The following is a 20,122-nucleotide window of genomic DNA, read 5'->3' as shown; positions in this document are numbered from 1 at the left end:
CGATCCAGAAATGGGCGCACCGAGGCTGGATCGCTTCGCTGCGCTCGCGATGACTGCCCCTCACCCCGCGCGGCGCAGCAGGCTCACGTAAAACCCGTCCGTGCCGCAGCGCAGCGCGGTGAGTTGCAGGCCGTGGCCCTTGGGCGAGGTGAATGAGGCCAGGCCCCCAAGCCCGGCCTTCTCAGCCACGGCGCCGGGCTCGATCACCTCAAAACCTGAATGGCGCGCGAGGAAGGCTTCCACCGCATCGTCATTCTCCTCGGGCAGCAGCGAGCAGGTGATGTAGGCGATGCGCCCGCCCTTCTTGGCAAGGCGCGCGGCACGGTCGAGCACGATCGCCTGCTCCTTGATGCGCTCGGCCAGCGCGCCAGGCCGGAGCCGCCACTTCGCATCCGGGTTGCGCCGCCAGGTGCCGGAGCCCGTGCAAGGGGCATCGACGAAGACGAGATCGGCCAGACCGTCGAGATCGGCCACAGCGTCGTCATTGCGCAGCTTGGGCGAGCGCACCTGCACATTGCGCGCGCCTGAGCGCGTCAAACGCTCATAGAGCGGCGCGAGCCGGCGGCTGTCATTCTCGGTCGCGATGATCTGGCCGCGGTTTTCCATGAGGGCTGCAAGCGACAGCGTCTTGCCGCCAGCGCCGGCGCACAGATCGACGGTGAAATCGGACGCGCTTGCCAGAGAGAGGCGCGATGCCAGTTGCGAGCCCTCGTCCTGCACCTCGAAGAGCCCATCCAGAAAGGCCTTCTCGGTCTGGAGGGATGGTCCGCGGCCGTCATCACCGGGAAGAAAGCGCAGGCCGTCGAGCGAATATGGGGTTTCCTCCGGCCTGAGATGGTCCAGCTCCGCCATCAGCTTGCGGCGGGTCGTCTTGAGATCGTTGACGCGGATGTCGATCGGCGCGCGCATCGCGAAGGCGGCGACCTCGTCGATGGCGGCCTCGCCGAAGGCCTGCTCCAGCGAGGGCCAGATCCATTCGGGCGCATCGGCGCGGATGTGGGCAGGCGCGTCATCGAGGCTGGCGGCGAGGCGCCGGGCCTCTGCGTCCTCCAGCGCTGCCGGCGCGTGGCGTTCGCCGGAGAACAGACGCTCGATCTGGGCCGGTTCCATGCCGCGCTGGAGGCGCAGCGCCCCTGCCATCACGGCGCGCGGCGTCTCCCCACCCATCAGCCAGGCCGACGAGGCTCGGCGACGGAGCGCGTCATAGACGAGGCTGGCTATGGCGGCGCGATCCTTCGATCCGGCGAAGCGATGGCTCAGCCCCCAGTCCTTCAGCGCATCGGGCGCGGGGCGCCTGCGCTCGATCAGATCGGTCAGGACTTCGATGGCGGCCTGAATGCGTGCGGCAGGGGTCATAGCGATCTGTTCAGTTTTTCATGGTGAAGGAAAAGGCGACACAGTTGCGCCACGATCTGCCGCGACGCAACCGACCGTGTCACATCGGCTCCTGACGACGAGAGCCTATGGACCCGTTCGGCGTCGCCGTCGACGCCCTTCTCGAGGAGTGAACCCATGAAATCGATTCTGAAGCTTTCAGCCGCCGCCGTGCTTGCCGCCTCGCTGGCCGCCTGCGCCCAGTCCACCGCGCAGAACTTCGATCCGCCTCCGGCCAAGCGCGTGGACGCCAAGACCAACCTCGAGTCGGGCCGCCGCTGATCTGGCTGCCGTGGCCCTGGCTCACGCGCGGCAGCGGCCTTGTCGCTGAGAAGAAAGCCGACGCGCGGCACGTGCGTCGGTCGGCATCATTCGGTGACCTGCGGCCGGCGTCCGCTTCATCGGCGCGGCGCGCCTGTCATGATCAGGGCCCAGTACACGCCGGAGGGGCCGGGAGCCGCACCGATGCCCAACCGGCTGACATCCGGAGCCAGCAGATTCTGGTTGTGGCCTGGTGATGCCTGCCACAGGCTCATCACGTCCCGAACGGTGTTGACGCCCCAAGCGATGTTCTCCACGGCGGTCGTGCGGCCCACGCCATGGCTCGCAAGCCGGGAACGAAGATCACCGCCAAGATCATGGCTGAGCGAATTGGCGCCAGCCATCGCTGAGGCGTGCGCGCGCGCCGCGTTCATCACCGGAGCGTCAGCCCGCACCGCAGGCAGGCCATTGGCGCGGCGATAGGCATTCATGGCGCCGACAATGTCGGAGGGATTGACAGTTCTGCTCGCCGCCTGCGCCTGCGCGGATTGCGGAACGGCAACAAGCCCGCCGGCCAGGGCAAGAGCCGCCAACACGGCATTTCGACGCGTCGTCATGACTTGATCTCCGCACCAGGACCGCCCGAACCGGCGATCACCGCCATCATGCCGTCACAAGACTGTCACGGGCAACGCCGTCAGGCATTGCGGCCTGGATAGTTCGGGCTCTCGCGCGTGATCATCACATCGTGAACATGGCTCTCGCGCAGGCCTGCGGAGGTGATGCGGATGAAGCGGGCCTTATCCTGGAAGTCCGCGAGATTGCGCCCGCCGACATAGCCCATGGCGGCACGCAGGCCGCCGGCCAGCTGATGCAGCACACCCGAGACCGGCCCCTTGTAGGCCACCTGGCCTTCGATGCCTTCGGGAACGAGCTTGAGCGAATCCTTGATGTCCTGCTGAAAATAGCGATCCGCCGAGCCGCGAGCCATGGCCCCGACCGAGCCCATGCCGCGATAGGACTTGTAGGAGCGCCCCTGGTAAAGGAACACCTCTCCGGGCGTCTCGTCCGTGCCGGCGAGCAACGAGCCCACCATGGCGCAGGATGCGCCGGCGGCCAGCGCCTTGGCGAAATCGCCGGAATACTTGATGCCGCCATCCGCGATGACCGGCACGCCGGACTTCCGCGCCGCGGAGACCGCATCCATGATCGCCGTGAGCTGAGGCACGCCGACGCCGGCGACGATGCGGGTCGTGCAGATCGAACCCGGCCCGATGCCCACCTTGACCGCATCGGCCCCGGCGTCGATCAGCGCCTGGGCGCCGGAGGCGGTGGCTACGTTTCCGGCGATCACCTGCACCGCATTGGAAAGCTTCTTCACGCGGGCCACGCTGGCCAGCACGCCTGCCGAATGCCCATGGGCCGTGTCCACCACGATGATGTCCACGCCAGCATCGACCAGCAGTTCCGAACGGGCGAAGCCGGCATCGCCCGTTGTGCTGGCGGCCGCGACAAGCAGCCGTCCCTGCACATCCTTGGCGGCATGGGGATGCGCGACCTGCTTTTCGATGTCCTTGACGGTGATCAGCCCGATGCAGCGGAAGTGCTCGTCCACGACCAGCAGCTTCTCGATGCGGAACTGGTGGAGGGTGCGCTTGGCCTCGATCTGGGTGACGCCCTCGCGCACCGTGATGAGGCGGTCCTTGGTCATCAACTCAGCGACGGGCTGGGCCAGGTTCGAGGCAAATCGCACGTCGCGGTTGGTGAGGATGCCGACCAGCTTGCCCTTGTGCCCCTGGGGGCCGCGCTCGACCACCGGCACGCCGGAGATGCGGTGGCGCTTCATCAACTCCAGCGCATCGGCAAGCGTCTCGTCAGGGAAGATCGTGATCGGATTCATGACCATGCCCGATTCGTATTTCTTGACCTGCCGCACCTGCTCGGCCTGCGCTTCCGCCTCGAGGTTGCGGTGGATGACGCCCAGACCCCCGGCCTGGGCCATGGCGATGGCCATGCGCGATTCGGTCACGGTATCCATGGCGGAGGCCACAAGGGGCAGGTTCAGGGAGATCTGGCGGGTCAGCCGCGTGCCGATCTCGACATCCGAGGGCAGGACCTCGGAGGGGCCGGGCTCCAGCAGCACGTCATCGAAGGTCAGACCTTCACGGATCGCGGCTTCGACGAATTCGGCCATGGGCTGTCAACCTTTCACTGTCGCGGCATGCTGCGCTGCGGGGTTGACGAGTTCGGCTATCACGCATGGACAGCAAGTGAAAGTCGAAAGAGCAGGCATGAACAGCCCTTGTCCCTGATCGCGGGACCGATCGCGGGACTGTGCGCGGGCTGTGGCGATCCTGCGTCTGGCAAGGCCTCCGGCAGCAACCTATCTTGAGAGCCGATGCCTGAGGGCCCGTCATGACCGACACAACGCTGGCCGGACCTGCGCCGCGCGCCTTTCGGCCCCCTGCCCCGCAGCCCCATGCCGATCCGCTCAACCAGATCGAGCTGCTGCTGGCGCTTCGGCGCAATCCGCTGACGATCTGGCGGCGCGCGCATTTCGAGGAGCGCTCCATCGCGGGCCCGGGCCTGTTCGGCTATGGCGTGTTCCTCGCCGATCCTGCCGCGATCCGGCATGTGCTCGTCGAGAATGTCGCCAACTACCGCAAGGACGACCTGCAACTCCGCGTGCTGTCGCCGGGGCTGGGCGACGGACTGCTGACGGCCGAGGGCGAGGCCTGGCGACGGGCGCGCCGGACAGTGGCGCCACTGTTCACCCCCCGCCGGGTGGCGCCGATGGCCGAGGCGATGCGCGCGACGGTGGAGCGCCATGCCGCCAGGCTGGAGCGGCGGCGGCCAGGCCATGTGCTGGACGTTTCGCAGTTCACGACAACGCTCACCTTCGATGTGCTCGCCGAGACCCTGTTCTCGAACGTCATCACGGGCGGCGCGGAAGCCTTCGGCACGGCGCTGACCCGCTATTTCGAGACGCAAGGGCGGATCGATCCGCTCGACATCTTGAACGCGCCGGCGTGGATCCCTCGCATCGGGCGCATCATGGCGCAGCCCTCGATCAACTTCTTCGAGCGGACCGTGAAGGAGATCGTGGCGGCCCGCTCGCAACAGATCGCCGGGGGCGGGAGCGCGCCGGACGACCTGCTCAGCGCGCTGATCGCGGCGCGCGACCCCGAAAACGGCGCCGGGCTCAGCGAAACCGAGGTGGGCGCCAATATCGTGACCTTCATCGGGGCTGGCCATGAGACGACCGCGAACGTGCTGACCTGGTCGCTTTACCTGCTCTCCAGGTCGCCGGAGGTCCTGGCCGATGTCGAGCGGGAGGCAGATGCTGCGGGCGAGGATGTCGTGGCCGCGGCGCTCGATGGCGGGCGGCTGGCCATGACCCGAGCCGTGATCGAGGAGGCGATGCGGCTTTATCCGCCCGTTGCGACGCTGACCCGCAGCGCCATCGCCGAGGACGAGGCCGCCGGCACGCCGATCCCCGCGGGCGCGCTCGTCGTCATCCCGCCCTATGTCATCCACCGTCACAAGCGCCTTTGGGAGCAGCCTGCGCTTTTCCGGCCCGAGCGCTTCCTGCCGGGCGCGCGCGAGCGGATTGACCGCCACGCCTTCCTGCCTTTCGGCGCGGGGCCACGAATCTGCGTCGGCATGCAGTTCGCGATGGTCGAGGCGATGATCGTGCTGACGGTGCTGACGCAGCGCCTCAGGTTCAGCCACGCTGCCGCCGCGGAGCCCGAGCCCCAGCAGCGCATCACGCTCAGGCCGCGTGGCGGCATGCCGATGACGGTGCAGGCGCGGCGCTGAGGCCGGTCAGTCTTCCGCCGCAGCCTCGCGCGGACGCCTGTAGCCAGTCGCCAGCACATACATCTCCGAGGAATCGGAGCGGCTGGCCGAGGGCTTGAGATTGCGCACGAGGGCGAAGTCGCGCTTGAGCTCGCCCAGCAGCGTGCCGGTTTCGCCACCCTGGAACAGCTTGCAGACGAAGAATCCGCCCGGCGCCAGAACCTCCCGTGCGAATTCGAGCGCGGCCTCGGCCAGCGCGATGATCTTCAGGTGATCGGTCTTCTTGTGGCCGGTGGTGTTGGCGGCCATGTCCGACATCACGCCATCGGCCTCGCCACCCAGCATTTCCTTCAGGCGGCCGGGCGCGGCCTCGTCCATGAAATCCATCTGGATGATGTCGACGCCGGGAATGGGGTCGACTTCGAGAAGGTCGATGCCGACGATGCGGCCCTTGCCGGCCTGGAGGTGGATGCGCCCGGCCGCGACCTGGCACCAGCCGCCGGGGGCGCAGCCCAGATCGACGAGGCGCTGGCCAGGCTTGAGGAAGCGCGCCTTGTCGTCCATCTCCGAGAGCTTGAAGGCCGCGCGGCTGCGCAGCCCCTGCTCGCGGGCGCGCTTCACATAAGGATCGTTGAGCTGGCGGCGAAGCCAGAGCTGGGACGAATGGGAGAGCTTGCGCGAGCGCTTCAGCTCCACCTTCATGTCGCGCGCGCCGCCGCCGGGACCGGCTGCGTTGCCGCCTGCGGATTTGCTTCCCTTGCCGCTCACGAACTCCGCCTGCGGCGCCAGACGCCATCTTCGAACATCATCTTGAGCAGGATGCCCTCGCGCAGGCCGCGATCGGCGATGCGGACCTTCGGGCTGGGGAACAGGCGTCGGATGGCCTCGAAGATCGCGCATCCTGCCAGCACGAGATCGGCGCGCTCGCGCCCGATGCACGGGTTGGCGGCCCGGGCCTCGAAGTCCATGGCCAGCAGTTCGTCCATCACGGTCGAAACGTCCTCGGTACGCATCCACAGCCCGTCCACCTTGCGGCGGTCATAGCGGTCAAGGCGAAGGTGCAGCCCCGCGACCGTGGTGACCGTGCCCGACGTGCCGAGCAGATGAAACCCCCGGCGGCTCATGGCCGGGCGGGCACGCTTGTGGAATTTCGCGAGCGCAGCGGTGGCCTCCGCCACCATGGACTCGAACAGCTCTGGCCCCACCTCGACCCCGCCATGGCGCTCGGCCAGCAAGACCACGCCCATGGGAATCGATTCCCATGTCTGGATCCGTTCCTCCGGGCTGCGACCCGACGAACGCCCGCCAAGCCAGACGATCTCGGTGGAGCCCCCGCCGATGTCGAAGACGATCACCGCATCGGCATCGGGCGAGACAAGCGCCGCGCAGCCGGTCACTGCCAGCATGGCCTCGGTGCGCTGGTCCACAACTTCGAGCAGCAGGCCCGTCTCGCTCGCGACGCGGGCCACGAACTCGCGACCGTTGCCGGCGGCGCGGCAGGCCTCTGTCGTGACAAGGCGCGAGCGGGTGACGCCCCGCAGCTTCATCTTGGCGCTGCAGGCGGCCAGCGCTTCGAGCGCGCGTTCCATGGCGGCCTCACCGAGGCGGCCATTCGCCGCCAACCCTTCGCCCAGGCGCACGATGCGTGAGAAGGCATCCACCACGCGAAAGCCATGCAGGGCGGGCTGCGCGATCAGCAGGCGGCAATTGTTGGTGCCAAGATCGAGGGCGGCATAAAGCTCGGACGCAAGAGCGGGCGCAGGCGCAAGAGCAGGCACCTCGAGCGCCTGCCCCTTCCCGGACGCCAGCGGCGCGCCAGGCGGAGGCCTGTCGTCCATCTCCACAATCTCAATCCTTGCCTGTGGCGCTCAGCCCTGGTGGCGATCGCCGACTTTGTGCGAAGCGTAACGCGGATCAGGCCGTGGCCGCAACTGCCAAGTCGCCCGGCGCCCTCGACCCGATCGCCGTGAGCGAGGGCTGACGCATGGCCTTGACGCGCTGGCGCTGGGCCTCGCGCGCCCTGATGATCGCGTTATGGATGCGGGTGCACAGGGCCTTTGGCGACAAGGGCTTGCACAGGATGTCCTGGATGCCAAGCTTGATCGCCAGATCGACGATCGCCTTGTTGGGGTTGCTGAGCGTCACGATGATCGGCGTGTCGCGCTGGGCCGTTTCGGGGCTGCTGCGCGCGAGCCGGATGAAATCCTCGCCCGAGAGCATGGGCATGTCCCACTCCAGGATGACGATGTCCGGCACAAGCACCGTGAATTGCCCAAGCGCATCCGCCCCGTCCGTCGCCTCGATGATTCGCTTGATGCCGGCGCGCAGCAGGATCTCGCGCACGATGCGACGCATGTGCATGCCAGGTTCGGCGACAAGCACGATCAGGTCCGGCAGTTTCGGCATTTCAGACATCATAAAGCCCAGCGCGCCACCAGGCGGCCGGCAATGGTTAGGCTGGAGGATTTGACATCCCGTTACCAAGTCCTCTTACCTACCCGGGCAAGCATGCTTTTGGTGATGCCAAGCGGGCGCCTTCAAGTCCTGCGGCGGGGAGGAACCGACCATGAAGTCCGAGGCGGCAAAGCGCTATGTCATGGCGCTGGACCAGGGCACCACATCGACCCGCGCGATCCTGTTCGGACCCGATTCAGCCATCGTGGCTGTGGCGCAAAAGGAATTCGCCCAGCATTATCCCGCCTCCGGCTGGGTCGAGCACGAGGCTGACGAAATCTGGGCCAGCGCCGTCTCGGTGATGCGGGCCGTGATGCGCAAGGCAGGCGCGCGCGCCGCGGACATCGCCGCCATCGGCATCACCAACCAGCGCGAGACGACCGTGCTGTGGGAACGCGCCACCGGCAAGCCGGTATCGCGCGCCATCGTCTGGCAGGACCGCAGGACCGCCGATGCCTGCCACCAGCTCAAGCGCGAGGGCCTCGAGCCGATGGTTCGCGAGCGGACCGGGCTGCTGCTCGATCCTTATTTCTCGGGCACCAAGATCGCCTGGCTGCTCGACAACACACCGGGCGCCCGCGCCCGGGCCGAGCGCGGCGAGCTTGCCTTCGGCACCATCGACAGCTTCCTGATCTGGCGGCTGACCGCAGGGCGCGCCCATGTCACCGACGCCACCAACGCCTCGCGCACCTTGCTGCTCAACATCCACACCGGGGCATGGGATGCAGGGCTTCTGTCGCTGTTGCGCGTGCCAGAGAGCCTGCTGCCCACCGTGATGGACAGCGCCGCCTCCTTCGGCGAGACGGACCCCGCCCTGCTTGGCGGCAGCATCGCCATTCGCGGCGTCGCCGGCGACCAGCAGGCCGCCACCATCGGGCAGGCCTGCTTCGAGCCGGGCATGATGAAATCCACATACGGCACCGGCTGCTTCGCGCTGCTCAACACGGGGCCGGTGGCGGTGGCGTCGCGCAACCGGCTGCTCACCACCATAGCCTATCAGCTTGGCGGCCAGCGGACCTATGCGCTCGAAGGCGCGATCTTCATCGCAGGCGCGGCGGTCCAGTGGCTGCGCGACGGGCTGAAGATCATCCGCCGCGCCTCCGACAGCGGGCCGCTCGCCGCCAGGGCGGACCCGACCCAGGGTGTCGTGCTGGTGCCGGCCTTCGTCGGCCTCGGCGCTCCGCACTGGGACCCGGACGCGCGCGGCGCCCTGTTCGGCCTGACGCGCAAAACCGGCCCCGCAGAGCTCGCGCTGGCGGCGCTGGAAAGCGTATGCTTCCAGACGGGCGACCTGCTCGAGGCGATGAAGGCCGACTGGCCCGGCGCCGGCAACACGGTGTTGCGCGTGGATGGCGGCATGGCGGCCTCGGACTGGACCATGCAGCGCCTCGCGGACCTGCTCGATGCGCCGGTGGACCGGCCCCGGGTGATGGAGACGACCGCGCTCGGCGCCGCCTATCTCGCCGGCATGGCCAGCGGGTTCTATCCTGATCCCGCCGGCTTCGCCGCCAGCTGGCGGCTCGAGCATCGCTTCAATCCCGTGATGACGCAGGACCAGCGCGCTGCCCGTCAGGCGATATGGCGCGACGCGGTGCGCCGCACTCTGACCAAGGCTTGAAGCCGCGCCACGCTCGCGTCGCCGTGCTACTGCCCAACGGCCGCAGCTCACATACCGTGCCCGCAGCCGCGCCCCACCACGAGCGATCGGGCAAAAGCGACGGCCACGCCCCTCGCGCCGGTTTTTTCGCTTGTCAGTGCGGCGTGGGTTGATTACACCGCCGGGACCGTGACGGCGGCCAAATGTCGCCTGATCCCTGCTGGGGGATCGTCTAACGGTAGGACCCCAGACTCTGACTCTGGTTGTCTAGGTTCGAATCCTAGTCCCCCAGCCAATTCCATAAACCATTGATTTTTCTGACGTTTTCGAATTATGTGTAACAGCTGCGTGTAGCAGTTCTGTGTCACTTGATCAGGTCAATGGCGTCTTGGATAGTGTCAGCCAAAGCCGCCAAACGCCGAAACAGAATAGGGCCAATGAGGCGAGCGCCGTGAAGATTGCGGCGATCTGAAACCCATAGCCCGTCACGCCCCATCCCTTAGAAGTGGGATTGTCATGAATGTAGGGGTGTTGATAGTTAAAAGATTCGGATGAATGAGAAGTCGTGAACGAGTATTGAGAGAGATAAGATAACATCGGAACCAAGGTCGCAGCTGCCAACCCTAACGTAAATGCGAGAAACTCGTAGCCAAGCGCTTGAGCACTTGCGACGTTCCCTTTTGTTGCTAGTCCGATGTAAGCAACAACTGCAGTTAAACCAGCGGCATTCAGAGTCCGTTTGGAAAGTCAGGGATGAGCGTTTCTTCGGATAAGAAGGCCGCCCATGGCGACGTGGATCATGGCGGTTGAGACGTCGATGCGTTTTTCATAGTCGCGGACGAGGCGGCGCCAGCGCATCATCCATCCGAAGGTCCGCTCGACGACCCAGCGCCGGGGCAGAACATGGAAGCCCTTCTGCTGCTCGGAGCGCCGGATGATCTCGATGACGAAGTTGAGATAGGCGGCCTTGTCCATCAAGGTCAGGCGGTCGTAGGCGGCGTCGGCGAAGAGATGCTTCACCCAGGGCCAGCGCTTGCGGATGGCATCGAGGATGGCTTGCGCACCGGCGCTGTCGGAGATGTCGGCGGTCGTCAGATTGACCATCAAGAGCCGTCCGTCGGTATCGACCGCGATATGTCGCTTGCGGCCGCGTATCTTCTTGTTGGCGTCGTAACCCCTTGTTTTGGCTTGCGGAGCCTTGACCGACTGGCTGTCGATCACCGCCGCCGTGGGGCTTGCCTCGCGACCAACCCGCTCCCGGTCGAGCATCAGCTCGACATCGTGGATGGTCTGGAACAGGAAGCGCCGCGCCAGTTCGCGGAACCAGCCGTAAACCGTTCGCCAATGGCCGAAATGATGAGGCAGCATCCGCCAGCCGCAGCCCGAGCGCACCAGATAGCGCACGGCGTTGATCACCTCGCGGAAGTCCGTCTCCCGAGGCCGTCCCGTCCGTCCGGGTTTGGGCATCAAGGGCGCGATCCGGGCCCACTCCTCGTCCGTCAGGTCGCAGGGATAGCGCTTCGTCTTCTTGGCGATCTTGGCCATCCGGCCCCGGTTCTCATGTGTCCACATCCGTAATGTGAATCACATTCGCCAGCCCACCGAAACACCAATCGCCGACTTTCCAAACAGTCTCTCAAAGCCATAAGCGATTTCATCGCTTCGATAGCGTAGCTGATGGTCGCCTTGAATTGCTCCTTGGAGTAATCATGGTGGTTTGCCCATGATCGCTCAGCGAGCTTCTTAGTTTCAGATTCGTCGGACATGCAGACAGTCTAGACATTCGGCACAACAGAAAGGAAGGCGGACATTGAGTCGGCCTCGCTCTTTCGTGTGTCATGAACACGAGTTTTAAGCCGCTGCCTTCAGCACTGCCAAATCCGTGAATGTCACGTTCTCGGGGAAGACGACGCACTCACATTCTTTCAGGTCGTCGAAGTAAGCGAGAATGTCTGACCGAGCAATAAATCCCGTCGCAACCATCGGGTTGCCGGTTCGTCTCGCGCACATAGCGCCCGGCGGTGACCGCCTCGATCTCACCCGGCAGGGTCAGATAGACGAAGCACTCCTCCGCCCCTGTTGGCGTTGCCTTGCGCATCGGCTTGCTCCCGAAACCGGGCGCCACTTTCGGGGCCGATGCGTCAGAAATCATTGTCGAGCGCCTTCCGGCCACCGGCCTTTTCGCGGCCCTGCGCCTTGGCAAGCGTCAGGCCCTCCTCGTCGCTGAGTGGATCGGCGACACGGCCCAGCTGATCGGCCAGCCCCATGGCCCAGAGCAGCCCGGCATAGATGGCGATCCCGGTGGACAGCTTGCCGCGTTCTGCATCGCCGATCACATGCCGGTCGACGCCGATCCTGGCTGCGACCTCGGCAATGGAGAGGTTGCGCCGCAGCCGCGCCGTGCGGATATTCGCGCCGAGAGTCTTCAGCGCCTGCTCGACCTCATAGGGTGGTGCGGCTAGCAAGGGGTTGCGGGCAGACATGGCACCTCAAGGCTCCATAAGAGGAAATTTTGGCACCTTGAGACGCCTAACAGAAAAACCCTGACGATTCAAGACCTGGGGCCTCAAGACGCCAAAATCGCCGTTTCAGGAACCTCAAGGCGCCGTTCCCGAAAGAAGCCGAATGCTGAGGCAATCCCGTCAAGCAGAGCCTCCTGCGTCTCGGTCCGGCAGGCCTTCAGGTAGAACCCATCCGAGTGCGGCAGGTGGCAGCAGAACACGTGCAGCTTCAGCCGCTGGCCGCCGATGATGCCTAACGCCTCGCCAAAGTCGATCTGCGCGTGTCCCGGCGGATGGGCCAGTGGAACAAACACCTCCCGCCGCCTCGTCTTCGTCCGGCGCACGTAGTCGCGCACCGTCGAATAGCCGATCAAGCCGCTCGTCAGCTACCAAGGTCTACCGACAACTCCCTGGGTGGATCCTTCCTCCACTGGTGTATCGCGCCGTTGGGGCACTCATGAACAGGAAGGGCTAGTCCAGCATCCGGGTGTCCGCGCAGACGGAGATGGCCTGGCCCGAAATGGTGCGGCCACGCTCGGAGGCGATGAAGACGATCTGGTCGGCGATCTGCTGCGGCGTCACATAGGACTTCATCGACGTGTATTGCAGCATCGTCGTTTCGAGCTCGGCGAAGGAAACGCCGCGCTGCTGCGCCTTGGCTTCGAAAACGCGGCGGATGCGGTCGCCCGAGACGATGCCCGGCAGAATGGCGTTGCAGCGTATGCCCTCGGGGCCCAGTTCGGCGGCCAAAGTCTTGGTGAAGCCGATGACGCCCCATTTCGCCGCGGAATAGGGGCTGCGCAACGGAAAGCCCAGCTTGCCCGCCGCAGAAGACAGATTGACGATCGAGGGGTTCGCGCTTCTGCGCAGGTGGGGAATGGCAAGGCGCGCGCAATTGAATTGCGAGGTCAGGCAGACCTGGATGCAACGGTCCCAATCCTCCGGATTGATCTCCTCGATGCGCCCCGTCGGCCCGGCGATGCCGGCATTGTTGACCAGCACGTCGAGGCCGCCCAGGGCCCCTGGCGCCGCCTCGAACAGCGCCGCCACCTGATTGCGGTCCGCGACATCGCAGAGGCTTGCCGTCACGGCCGGATCGCTCGACGACAGCGCCGCCAGAGCCTCGCCGTCGACATCGCAGACATGGACCCTCGCGCCTTCGCGGATGAACGATCTCGCGATCTCGAGCCCGATGCCTGCCGCGCCTGCCGTCACCAGAACGCGTGCGCCCTTCAATCCCATGTCCATCGGACGGTTCCTTCCTTGCAATCAGTGATATTGCAATCAGTGATCTTGCGATCAGTGAACGCCGCCCGCAGCCGGGCCAGCGGCCGGCGATGCCCGTGGTGCGGCCGAGCGGCACGGCTCATTCGGGCAACCTGCGGCGAGACAGGATGAACTCGGCGGCGCCGCCGATATCGGCCGCGACCGCCGCCCTCGCTCCGGCGGCATTGCCAGCGGCGATGGCCTCGACGCAGGCGGCATGCAGGGGCGCCGCCGAGCCCGTGGCCAGCCGTTCGGGATTCTCGCGCAGATCGAGATTGATGACAGGCCCGACCTTGAGCCAGAGCCCGCCGATGATCCCAACAAGATCGGGCAGGCCCGAGGCCTCGTAGACGGCGAAATGGAAGGTCTGGTTGGCCTCGACCACATCGGCGAGGTCAGGATCGGCAGAGCGCGCCAGTTCGCGGAAGCGGCGTTCGCTGGCGACGATTGCGGGCCAGTGAGGGCCGCCACGCAGCAGCGCCGCGCGCGCGGCCGCAAAGCCCTCGATCTCCGAGCGGATGATGGCCAGTTCCTCGAACTGCCGCCGGCTGATGACAGGCACGCGCAGGGCGCGATTGGGCGTCACTTCCACCGCCTCGTCCGCGACGAGGCGGCTGACCGCCTCGCGCACCGGCATCATCGACACGCCCATGACATCTGCGACCTGACGAAGGGACAGCCTGTCGCCCGGCGCCAGCCGGCCCGAGATCAGCAGCCGGCGGATATGCGCGTAAACCTGGTCGCCCAGCGTCTGCCGCTCGAGCGGGGCCGCGGTCGATATGGCTTCGATCGCCGACATGCGCCCCGCTCTCCCTGACCCGCCGCCTCATGGAGTTTTTCCGCTGGACAGTGCAGCGATTTGCATTAGCCTAACTGTGATCACAGATCACGGCAAGCGGTGAGACGCCGCCGTTTCGAGATGAGCCTCGCGGGATCCGGACAATCCGGGCCGACGGCGGGGCCAAGGGATGGAAAACCCAGGAGGAACCCGATGTCCGACATGAATGTATCGTCCAAGCTCGCACTCTCGCGCCGCACCTTGCTCGGCGGCGCCGCAGCAGCGGCCATCATCGCCAGGCCTTCGATCATCACCGCGCAGACGCCCGATATGCTGCGCTTTGGCCACCTGACGCCGCGGACCGGCTTTCTCGGCCCGCTTGGCGAATTCGCGGTCCAGGCGGCGGACCTCGCCGTCGAGGAGATCAACGCCGCTGGCGGCGTGATGGGGCGCAGGCTCGAGATCCTCAAGGAAGACTCGGTCAATCCGCAGACGGCCTCGACCAAGGCCGAGCGGATGGTCGAGCGCGACAAGGTCGCAGCCATCATCGGCGAGATCTCATCCGCCTCCTGCCTCGCGATCGCGCAGGTCGCACAGCGGACCAAGACGCTCTACATCAATACCGGCGGCAATTCGGACGCGCTGCGCGGGCCGAACTGCAACAAGTTCATGTTCCACGTCGAGAGCCAGAACTCGATGTATGTGAAGTCCTGCGGGCGCTCGCTGATGCAGCAGGGTCTGGTGAACGGCAAGAAGTGGTTCTCGCTGACGGCCGACTATGCTTTCGGGCATGATCTGCTCAAGGTCGCCAAGCGCTTCATGGAAGGCAATGGCGGCCAGTTCGTCGCGGACAAGCTGGTGCCGACAGACCTGACCGACTTCTCGGCGATGCTGCTGGAAATCCGCAACGCCCGGCCCGACCTCGTGGTCTGCAACCTCGCCGGAAACCAGATCACCAACTTCCTCAAGCAGTATTCGGAGTTCGGGCTGCAGTTCAAGGTCGCGGGCTTCGGCTTCGATACGGCGCTGGCCTGGGCGGCGGGCAAGGACAATTTTGGCGGCACCTGGCCGGTTGTCTGGCACCACCTGATCGACACGCCAAACAGCAAGAAGTTCGTGCAGGCCTTCACGGCCAAGTATCGCAAGCCGCCGGAGAACCAGGCCTGGGGCGACTACCTCGCCGTGAAGATCTTCGCCCAGACCATGAATGAGTTGAAGACCACCGACTCGACCAAGATGATCGAGCATTGGGAAAAGGGCGCCAAATTCGACGTGATGAAGACCCGCGAGGGCTACTTCCGCGCCTCCGACCACCAGATGATGCACGAGATGTACACCGTGCAGGCGCTGGGTGCCGCTTCCAGGAACCAGTGGGACATCTTCTCGTCGTCCGCTCCGGTTCCAGGACCGGGCGAGAGCCTCGAGGTCATCGCCGCCACGGCCGAAGAGAACGAGTGCAAGTTCGCCGCCTGAGCCTTTGGCGCTCAGGCTGGGTGTTCCCCCTCTCCTCATGCGGGAGAAGGGTCGGAGCCCGGCGACATGCCGTCTCCAGCCCGTGAAGGCGTCGACCTGCCTGCGCGGTTCATTCACACTCGCCTGCCCGTCCGTTCAGGCAGGCGAGTTCTCGACAGCCGCGCCTCCGCCACGCCTCAGGGCGCGGTGAGCGGCCGCAGATGAGGCCAGCCGCCCTTGTCCACCTTGTTCCTCCAGCATCTCGCCAACGGCCTGCTCGACGGGGTCTACTACCTGTTGATCGCGCTCGGACTGTCGATGATCTTTTCGCTCGGCGGGATCGTGAATCTTGCCCACGGCGCCTTCTATGCGATTGGCGCGTATCTGACCGTGACGCTGGGGCCACATGTCGGGTTCGGCGGGGCGCTGATGATCTCGCCGATCCTGGTCGCGCTGCTCGGCGTGGCGTTCGAGCGGGTGCTGTTCCAGCGCTTCTACAGGGCTGACCCCATTTTGTCGCTGCTGTTGACCTTCGGGCTGGCGCTCGTGGCGGAGCAGACGCTGCGCATGATCTTCGGCGCGCCGCCGCTGTCCTATTCGATCCCGCCCTGGCTCAGGGGCCAGATCATCATGGGCGACTTCATCTATTCGCGTTATCGGGCCACGCTGATCGTGATTGCAGCCTGCTGCGTCGCGGGCCTGTGGCTCTTGCTGAACCGCACCGCTTTCGGCCGCGTGGTGAAGGCGGGCGTGCAGAACCCCGACATGGTCGGCGCGCTCGGCATCTCGCTCTCGCCCTACATGATGACGGTGGCCGGCATCGGCATCGGCCTTGCCGGACTGGCCGGCGTGCTGCTGGCGCCGATCTACTCCATCCATCCCGCCATGGGGCAGGAGATCATCACGCCCGCCTTCGTCGTGGTGGTGATCGGCGGGCTCGGCTCCTTCTGGGGCGTGGTCGCCGCGGCGCTTCTGGTCGGGCTCGTCAAGGGCGCGACCATCGGGCTGGGCTACCCGCAATGGTCCACCGCCGTCATCTATCTGATGATGCTTCTGGTCTTGCTGTTCAGGCCGCGCGGCCTGTTCGGCGAGCGCATCCAGCGCTTCGAGTGAGGCCAGCATGACGTTTGCCCTCACCTCTTCCGCGCTGCGGGACCGGCTTCCGCTGATCATGGCGGCCGCTGCCCTGATCGCGCTGCCCTTCCTGATGCGCTTCATCGGGCTTGGCGTCACCTCCGCCACAGAGGTCGTGATCTTCGCCATGGCCTGCATGGCGCTGAACATCCTTGTCGGCCATACGGGCCTGGTCTCCTTCGGCCACGGCGCCTGGTTCGGGCTTGCCGCCTACACGGCCGGGCTGATCCAGCGCGAATGGCTGCCCGGCCATTTCCTGCTGCCCATCCTCGCAGCGGTGGCGCTGGTGGCCATCGTCTCGACGCTGTTCGGCGCGCTGATCCTCAGGCGCAAGGGCGTCTATTTTTCGCTGCTGACGCTCGCGCTCGCTGCAATGTTCTACGCCATCGCCTTCCGCTGGACGGCTGTGACAGGGGGCGAGGACGGGCTCGGCGGCATCACCCGCCCGGTCATCGCGGGCATCAGCTTCGATGTGGCGCCGCCCTTCTATGCGCTGGTGGCCAGCATCGCCTTTTGCGTGATCTACGTGCTTTGGCGCTTCCACCGCTCGCCTGTCGGCTCGGTGCTGGTCGCCATCCGCGAGAACGAGCAGCGCGCGCGCTTCATCGGCTACGCCACCGACCGCTACAAGCTGGTCGCCTTCGCCGTGTCCGCCACGATCACCGGGCTGGCCGGCACGCTGCTGCTGTTCAACAATCGCATGACCTCGGCCGAGCCCATCTCCGTCGCCTTCTCCGGCGAATTGCTGGCGATGGTCGTGATCGGGGGCATGCGCTCCTTCCTGGGGCCGGCGCTGGGCGCGCTGTTCTTCGTGATCTTCCGCGATTATCTCTCCAGCGTCACGGAGAACTGGCTGCTCTGGTTCGGGCTGCTCTTCGTCTGCTTCATCGTGTTCTCGCCCACCGGCCTCGTGGGTGTGGCGCAGCAGTTGCTGAAGCCCTTCCGAGCGGCGCCCGTGCTCGATGCCGCCATGTCGGCGCGCAAGGCCGGCGACGCCACCTTGCCGGACTTCCTCAAGCACCCGCCGCTTGGCGATGGCCATGTGCTGACGGCCGAGGGCATCGCCAAGTCGTTCGGCGGCATCAAGGCAGTGCAGGGCGTGGACATCCGCATGCGCGACCGCACGCTCCACGCCCTGATCGGGCCGAATGGCGCGGGCAAGACAACGGCCTTCAACCTGATCTCCGGCATGTTCACGCCTGATCGCGGAACGGTCACGCTGGCGGGCAGGCCCATTGGCGGGCTTTCGCCGGAGGCGATCACGCGGGCGGGCATTGGCCGTTCATTCCAGATCACCAACCTGTTCCCCACCCTCAGCATCGCCGAGAATGTGCGCCTCGCGGTGCAGGCGCGCAGTCCGCAGGCCTTCAACCCCTGGACGCCTGCGCCTGCGCTGGACGAGGTCAACAGGCAGACCGCTGGCGTGATCCAGACAATGGGCCTGTCCGGCGTCGAAGCGGCCGAGGCCGGATCGCTCAGCTATGGCGGCCAGCGCCTGCTGGACATGAGCCTGGCGCTGGCGACAAGGCCGAGGGTTCTGCTGCTGGATGAGCCGCTGGCCGGTCTGGCTGCGGCCGAGCGCGAGCGGGTCGGCCTGCTCATCAAGTCGATCTCGCGGGACATGCCGGTGCTCCTGGTGGAGCACGACATCGACCGGGTCTTCCAGATCGCCGACAATGTCACGGTGATGAACGAGGGCCAGGTGCTCGTCGACGGCGACGTCGAGAACGCGCGCTCCTCCGCAAAGGTGCAGGAGGTCTATATCGGGTCGGGCTCGCATGCGCTGGCCGGCAAGCATCGCGCCAGCGCCGCTCGGCCTGAACCGACGCTGACCCTATCCGGGGTGGACACCTTCTACGGCAAGAGCCACATCCTGCGCGATGTCACCTTCGAGGTGCGGCGCAACGAGATCGTGGCCCTGCTCGGCCGCAACGGCGCCGGCAAATCGACCTTGCTCAAGACCGTGGTGGGCGTGGCGCCTCCCGCCAAGGGCTCCATCATCCTCGAAGGCGAGGAGCTGGCCGGCAAGCCCTCATCGCTGATCACCCGGCGGGGCATCTCCTACGTGCCGCAGGGGCGCGGGCTGTTCGCTGGCATGTCAGTCAAGGAAAACATGGAGCTTGGCCGTCTAAAGCGCATCACCGGCGCCGGCTCGCACTGGGAGGAGGACAAGATCTTCGCCTTCTTCCCGCGCATCAAGGAGCGCTGGTCGTCTCCGGCCGACTATCTCTCGGGCGGCGAGCAGCAGATGGTGGCCGTGGCGCGGGCGCTCTCGGGCGACACTCGGGTGCTGCTGCTGGACGAGCCTTTCGAGGGCCTCGCCCCCTCCATCGTGGAGGAATTGTTCGAGGCCTTCGACAAGCTGCGCCACGAGATCGCGATCGTCATCGTCGATCATCACCTTGATCTCGCGCTGGCGCTGTCCGACCGGGCAGTCGTGCTGGAGCGCGGCGCGGTGCAGCACGTTGGTCCGTCCGACGTGCTCTCGCGTGATCTCGACCTCAGGAGGAAAGTGCTGTGGCTGTGAGACTTGACCCTCGCGGGAGCGCTGGCGCATGACGAACATCGCTATCATCGGCACGGGCCTGATCGGCCGCGCCTGGGCCACCATCTTCGCCAGCCACGGCTTCGATGTCGCCATGCACGACGCCGCGCCGGGCGCTGCGAAAGCTGCGCGCGCGCACATAGGACGCAACCTCAAGGAGCTTGCCGGCCACGGGCTGGTTGATGATCCGGCCGCATCGCTCAAACGCATACGCGTGGCGGCCGACCTGGCCGACGCGCTGAAGGGCGCAGCGCTTGCGCAAGAGAGCGGGCCCGAAACAATCGACGCCAAGAAGGCCTTGTTTGCCGAGATGGACGCGCTGGCGCCGTCCTCCTGCATCCTCGCCTCCTCCACCTCCTTCATCGTGGCTTCGGTGTTCAGCGAGGGGCTCAGGGGCCGCGCCCGTTGCCTTGTGGCGCATCCGGTCAATCCGCCCCATCTTGTCCCGATCGTGGAACTGGCGCCCGCGCCATGGACGGAACCGGCCGTGGTGACCAAAGCCAGGCGCATATACGGCAAGGCCGGGCAGGTTCCGATCATCCTCAGGAAGGAAAGCCCCGGCTTCGTGCTCAACCGGCTACAGGCCGTGCTGCTGGCGGAGGCGTTCAGGATCGTGGGCGATGGCGTATGTTCCGCCAAAGACCTCGACAAGACGATCCGCGACGGGCTCGGCCTGCGCTGGTCCTTCATGGGGCCGTTCGAGACGATCGAACTCAATGCGCCTGGCGGCATCCCCGATTACGCCGCGCGCTATTCCGCCTCGCTCGAGGCCATGGTGAAGCAGTCCGAGGGCCGGCCCGCCTTCACCCGGGCCACGACAGACGCCATCATGGCCGAATGGCCGGAGCCGCAGACGCCCCAGCGCATCAGGCGGCTGAGCAACTGGCGCGACGGCAGGCTCGCTGCGCTGAAGGCCCATAAACGCGCCGCCGTCCGCAAGCCGGCCTGACAGCAGGAGACGC

General features: G+C 66.1%; 19 protein-coding genes and 1 tRNA gene. 8 read left to right on the top strand and 12 right to left on the bottom strand.

Annotated elements, in window-relative coordinates; translation table 11 throughout:
- Positions 1 to 60: 60 nt before the first annotated feature.
- On the bottom strand, positions 61 to 1,356 hold the full coding sequence (locus tag HEQ16_09765; protein ID MCO4054318.1) for an RsmB/NOP family class I SAM-dependent RNA methyltransferase: 1,296 nt from the start codon (positions 1,354 to 1,356) through the stop codon (positions 61 to 63).
- A 156-nt stretch (positions 1,357 to 1,512) separates the two neighbouring features.
- On the opposite strand from HEQ16_09765, the gene HEQ16_09760 reads away from it, so the two are divergent.
- A complete protein-coding gene (locus tag HEQ16_09760; protein ID MCO4054317.1) occupies positions 1,513 to 1,656 on the top strand; it encodes a hypothetical protein in 144 nt (47 codons plus the stop codon).
- Between the two features lie 116 nt (positions 1,657 to 1,772).
- On the opposite strand, the gene HEQ16_09755 is transcribed toward HEQ16_09760, so the two are convergent.
- Positions 1,773 to 2,252: a CAP domain-containing protein gene (locus HEQ16_09755; protein ID MCO4054316.1), complete on the bottom strand. Its 480-nt coding sequence runs from the start codon at positions 2,250 to 2,252 to the stop codon at positions 1,773 to 1,775.
- 80 nt (positions 2,253 to 2,332) lie between these two features.
- Complete coding sequence (gene guaB / locus HEQ16_09750; protein ID MCO4054315.1) at positions 2,333 to 3,829, bottom strand: IMP dehydrogenase; 1,497 nt, start codon at positions 3,827 to 3,829, stop codon at positions 2,333 to 2,335.
- 221 nt (positions 3,830 to 4,050) lie between these two features.
- Here guaB and HEQ16_09745 point away from each other — a divergent pair, with 221 nt between their 5' ends.
- Positions 4,051 to 5,454 (top strand): cytochrome P450, encoded by a 1,404-nt coding sequence (locus HEQ16_09745; GenBank protein MCO4054314.1) that lies wholly within the window; start codon positions 4,051 to 4,053, stop codon positions 5,452 to 5,454.
- Positions 5,455 to 5,460: 6 nt separating this feature from the next.
- Here the strand turns inward: HEQ16_09745 and HEQ16_09740 are convergent, their stop codons facing one another.
- From HEQ16_09740 to HEQ16_09730, 3 genes are all read right to left on the bottom strand, one after another.
- Positions 5,461 to 6,135, bottom strand: a complete 675-nt coding sequence (locus HEQ16_09740) for an RlmE family RNA methyltransferase (protein ID MCO4054313.1) — start codon at positions 6,133 to 6,135, stop codon at positions 5,461 to 5,463.
- Between the two features lie 62 nt (positions 6,136 to 6,197).
- Positions 6,198 to 7,271, bottom strand: coding sequence for a Ppx/GppA family phosphatase (locus tag HEQ16_09735; GenBank protein MCO4054312.1), 1,074 nt, complete (start codon positions 7,269 to 7,271; stop codon positions 6,198 to 6,200).
- Between the two features lie 76 nt (positions 7,272 to 7,347).
- Positions 7,348 to 7,839: a response regulator gene (locus HEQ16_09730; GenBank protein MCO4054311.1), complete on the bottom strand. Its 492-nt coding sequence runs from the start codon at positions 7,837 to 7,839 to the stop codon at positions 7,348 to 7,350.
- A 160-nt stretch (positions 7,840 to 7,999) separates the two neighbouring features.
- On the opposite strand from HEQ16_09730, the gene glpK reads away from it, so the two are divergent.
- The gene (gene glpK, locus HEQ16_09725; protein MCO4054310.1) at positions 8,000 to 9,505 is read left to right on the top strand and encodes a glycerol kinase GlpK; all 1,506 of its coding nucleotides are present in this window, start codon (positions 8,000 to 8,002) and stop codon (positions 9,503 to 9,505) included.
- A gap of 200 nt (positions 9,506 to 9,705) precedes the next feature.
- Positions 9,706 to 9,779: transfer RNA gene (locus HEQ16_09720), tRNA-Gln, on the top strand.
- A 452-nt stretch (positions 9,780 to 10,231) separates the two neighbouring features.
- Here HEQ16_09720 and HEQ16_09715 read toward each other — a convergent pair.
- The 6 genes from HEQ16_09715 to HEQ16_09690 all read right to left on the bottom strand — a co-directional run bounded on the left by HEQ16_09715 (position 10,232) and on the right by HEQ16_09690 (position 14,050).
- The gene (locus HEQ16_09715; GenBank protein ID MCO4054309.1) at positions 10,232 to 11,056 is read right to left on the bottom strand and encodes an IS5 family transposase; all 825 of its coding nucleotides are present in this window, start codon (positions 11,054 to 11,056) and stop codon (positions 10,232 to 10,234) included.
- A 343-nt stretch (positions 11,057 to 11,399) separates the two neighbouring features.
- A complete protein-coding gene (locus tag HEQ16_09710; GenBank protein MCO4054308.1) occupies positions 11,400 to 11,582 on the bottom strand; it encodes a hypothetical protein in 183 nt (60 codons plus the stop codon).
- A gap of 43 nt (positions 11,583 to 11,625) precedes the next feature.
- The gene (locus HEQ16_09705) at positions 11,626 to 11,967 is read right to left on the bottom strand and encodes a helix-turn-helix transcriptional regulator (GenBank protein MCO4054307.1); all 342 of its coding nucleotides are present in this window, start codon (positions 11,965 to 11,967) and stop codon (positions 11,626 to 11,628) included.
- An 83-nt stretch (positions 11,968 to 12,050) separates the two neighbouring features.
- The gene (locus HEQ16_09700; GenBank protein MCO4054306.1) at positions 12,051 to 12,359 is read right to left on the bottom strand and encodes a transposase; all 309 of its coding nucleotides are present in this window, start codon (positions 12,357 to 12,359) and stop codon (positions 12,051 to 12,053) included.
- 97 nt (positions 12,360 to 12,456) lie between these two features.
- The gene (locus HEQ16_09695; GenBank protein ID MCO4054305.1) at positions 12,457 to 13,233 is read right to left on the bottom strand and encodes an SDR family oxidoreductase; all 777 of its coding nucleotides are present in this window, start codon (positions 13,231 to 13,233) and stop codon (positions 12,457 to 12,459) included.
- A 118-nt stretch (positions 13,234 to 13,351) separates the two neighbouring features.
- Positions 13,352 to 14,050, bottom strand: a complete 699-nt coding sequence (locus tag HEQ16_09690) for a GntR family transcriptional regulator (protein MCO4054304.1) — start codon at positions 14,048 to 14,050, stop codon at positions 13,352 to 13,354.
- A 201-nt stretch (positions 14,051 to 14,251) separates the two neighbouring features.
- Between HEQ16_09690 and HEQ16_09685 the strand changes: the two genes are divergently transcribed.
- From HEQ16_09685 to HEQ16_09670, 4 genes are all read left to right on the top strand, one after another.
- Complete coding sequence (locus tag HEQ16_09685; GenBank protein MCO4054303.1) at positions 14,252 to 15,502, top strand: ABC transporter substrate-binding protein; 1,251 nt, start codon at positions 14,252 to 14,254, stop codon at positions 15,500 to 15,502.
- Positions 15,503 to 15,718: 216 nt separating this feature from the next.
- Positions 15,719 to 16,594, top strand: coding sequence for a branched-chain amino acid ABC transporter permease (locus tag HEQ16_09680; protein ID MCO4054302.1), 876 nt, complete (start codon positions 15,719 to 15,721; stop codon positions 16,592 to 16,594).
- A gap of 7 nt (positions 16,595 to 16,601) precedes the next feature.
- Positions 16,602 to 19,142, top strand: coding sequence for an ATP-binding cassette domain-containing protein (locus HEQ16_09675; protein MCO4054301.1), 2,541 nt, complete (start codon positions 16,602 to 16,604; stop codon positions 19,140 to 19,142).
- Positions 19,143 to 19,170: 28 nt separating this feature from the next.
- Positions 19,171 to 20,109: a 3-hydroxyacyl-CoA dehydrogenase gene (locus HEQ16_09670; protein ID MCO4054300.1), complete on the top strand. Its 939-nt coding sequence runs from the start codon at positions 19,171 to 19,173 to the stop codon at positions 20,107 to 20,109.
- Positions 20,110 to 20,122 lie beyond the last annotated feature (13 nt).

It is taken from the genome of Bosea sp. (in: a-proteobacteria) (assembly GCA_023910605.1).
Classification (GTDB): Bacteria; Pseudomonadota; Alphaproteobacteria; order Rhizobiales; family Beijerinckiaceae; genus Allobosea.
Note: the sequence above shows the minus strand (reverse complement) of the source record. Positions and strands in the feature narration are given on the sequence as shown.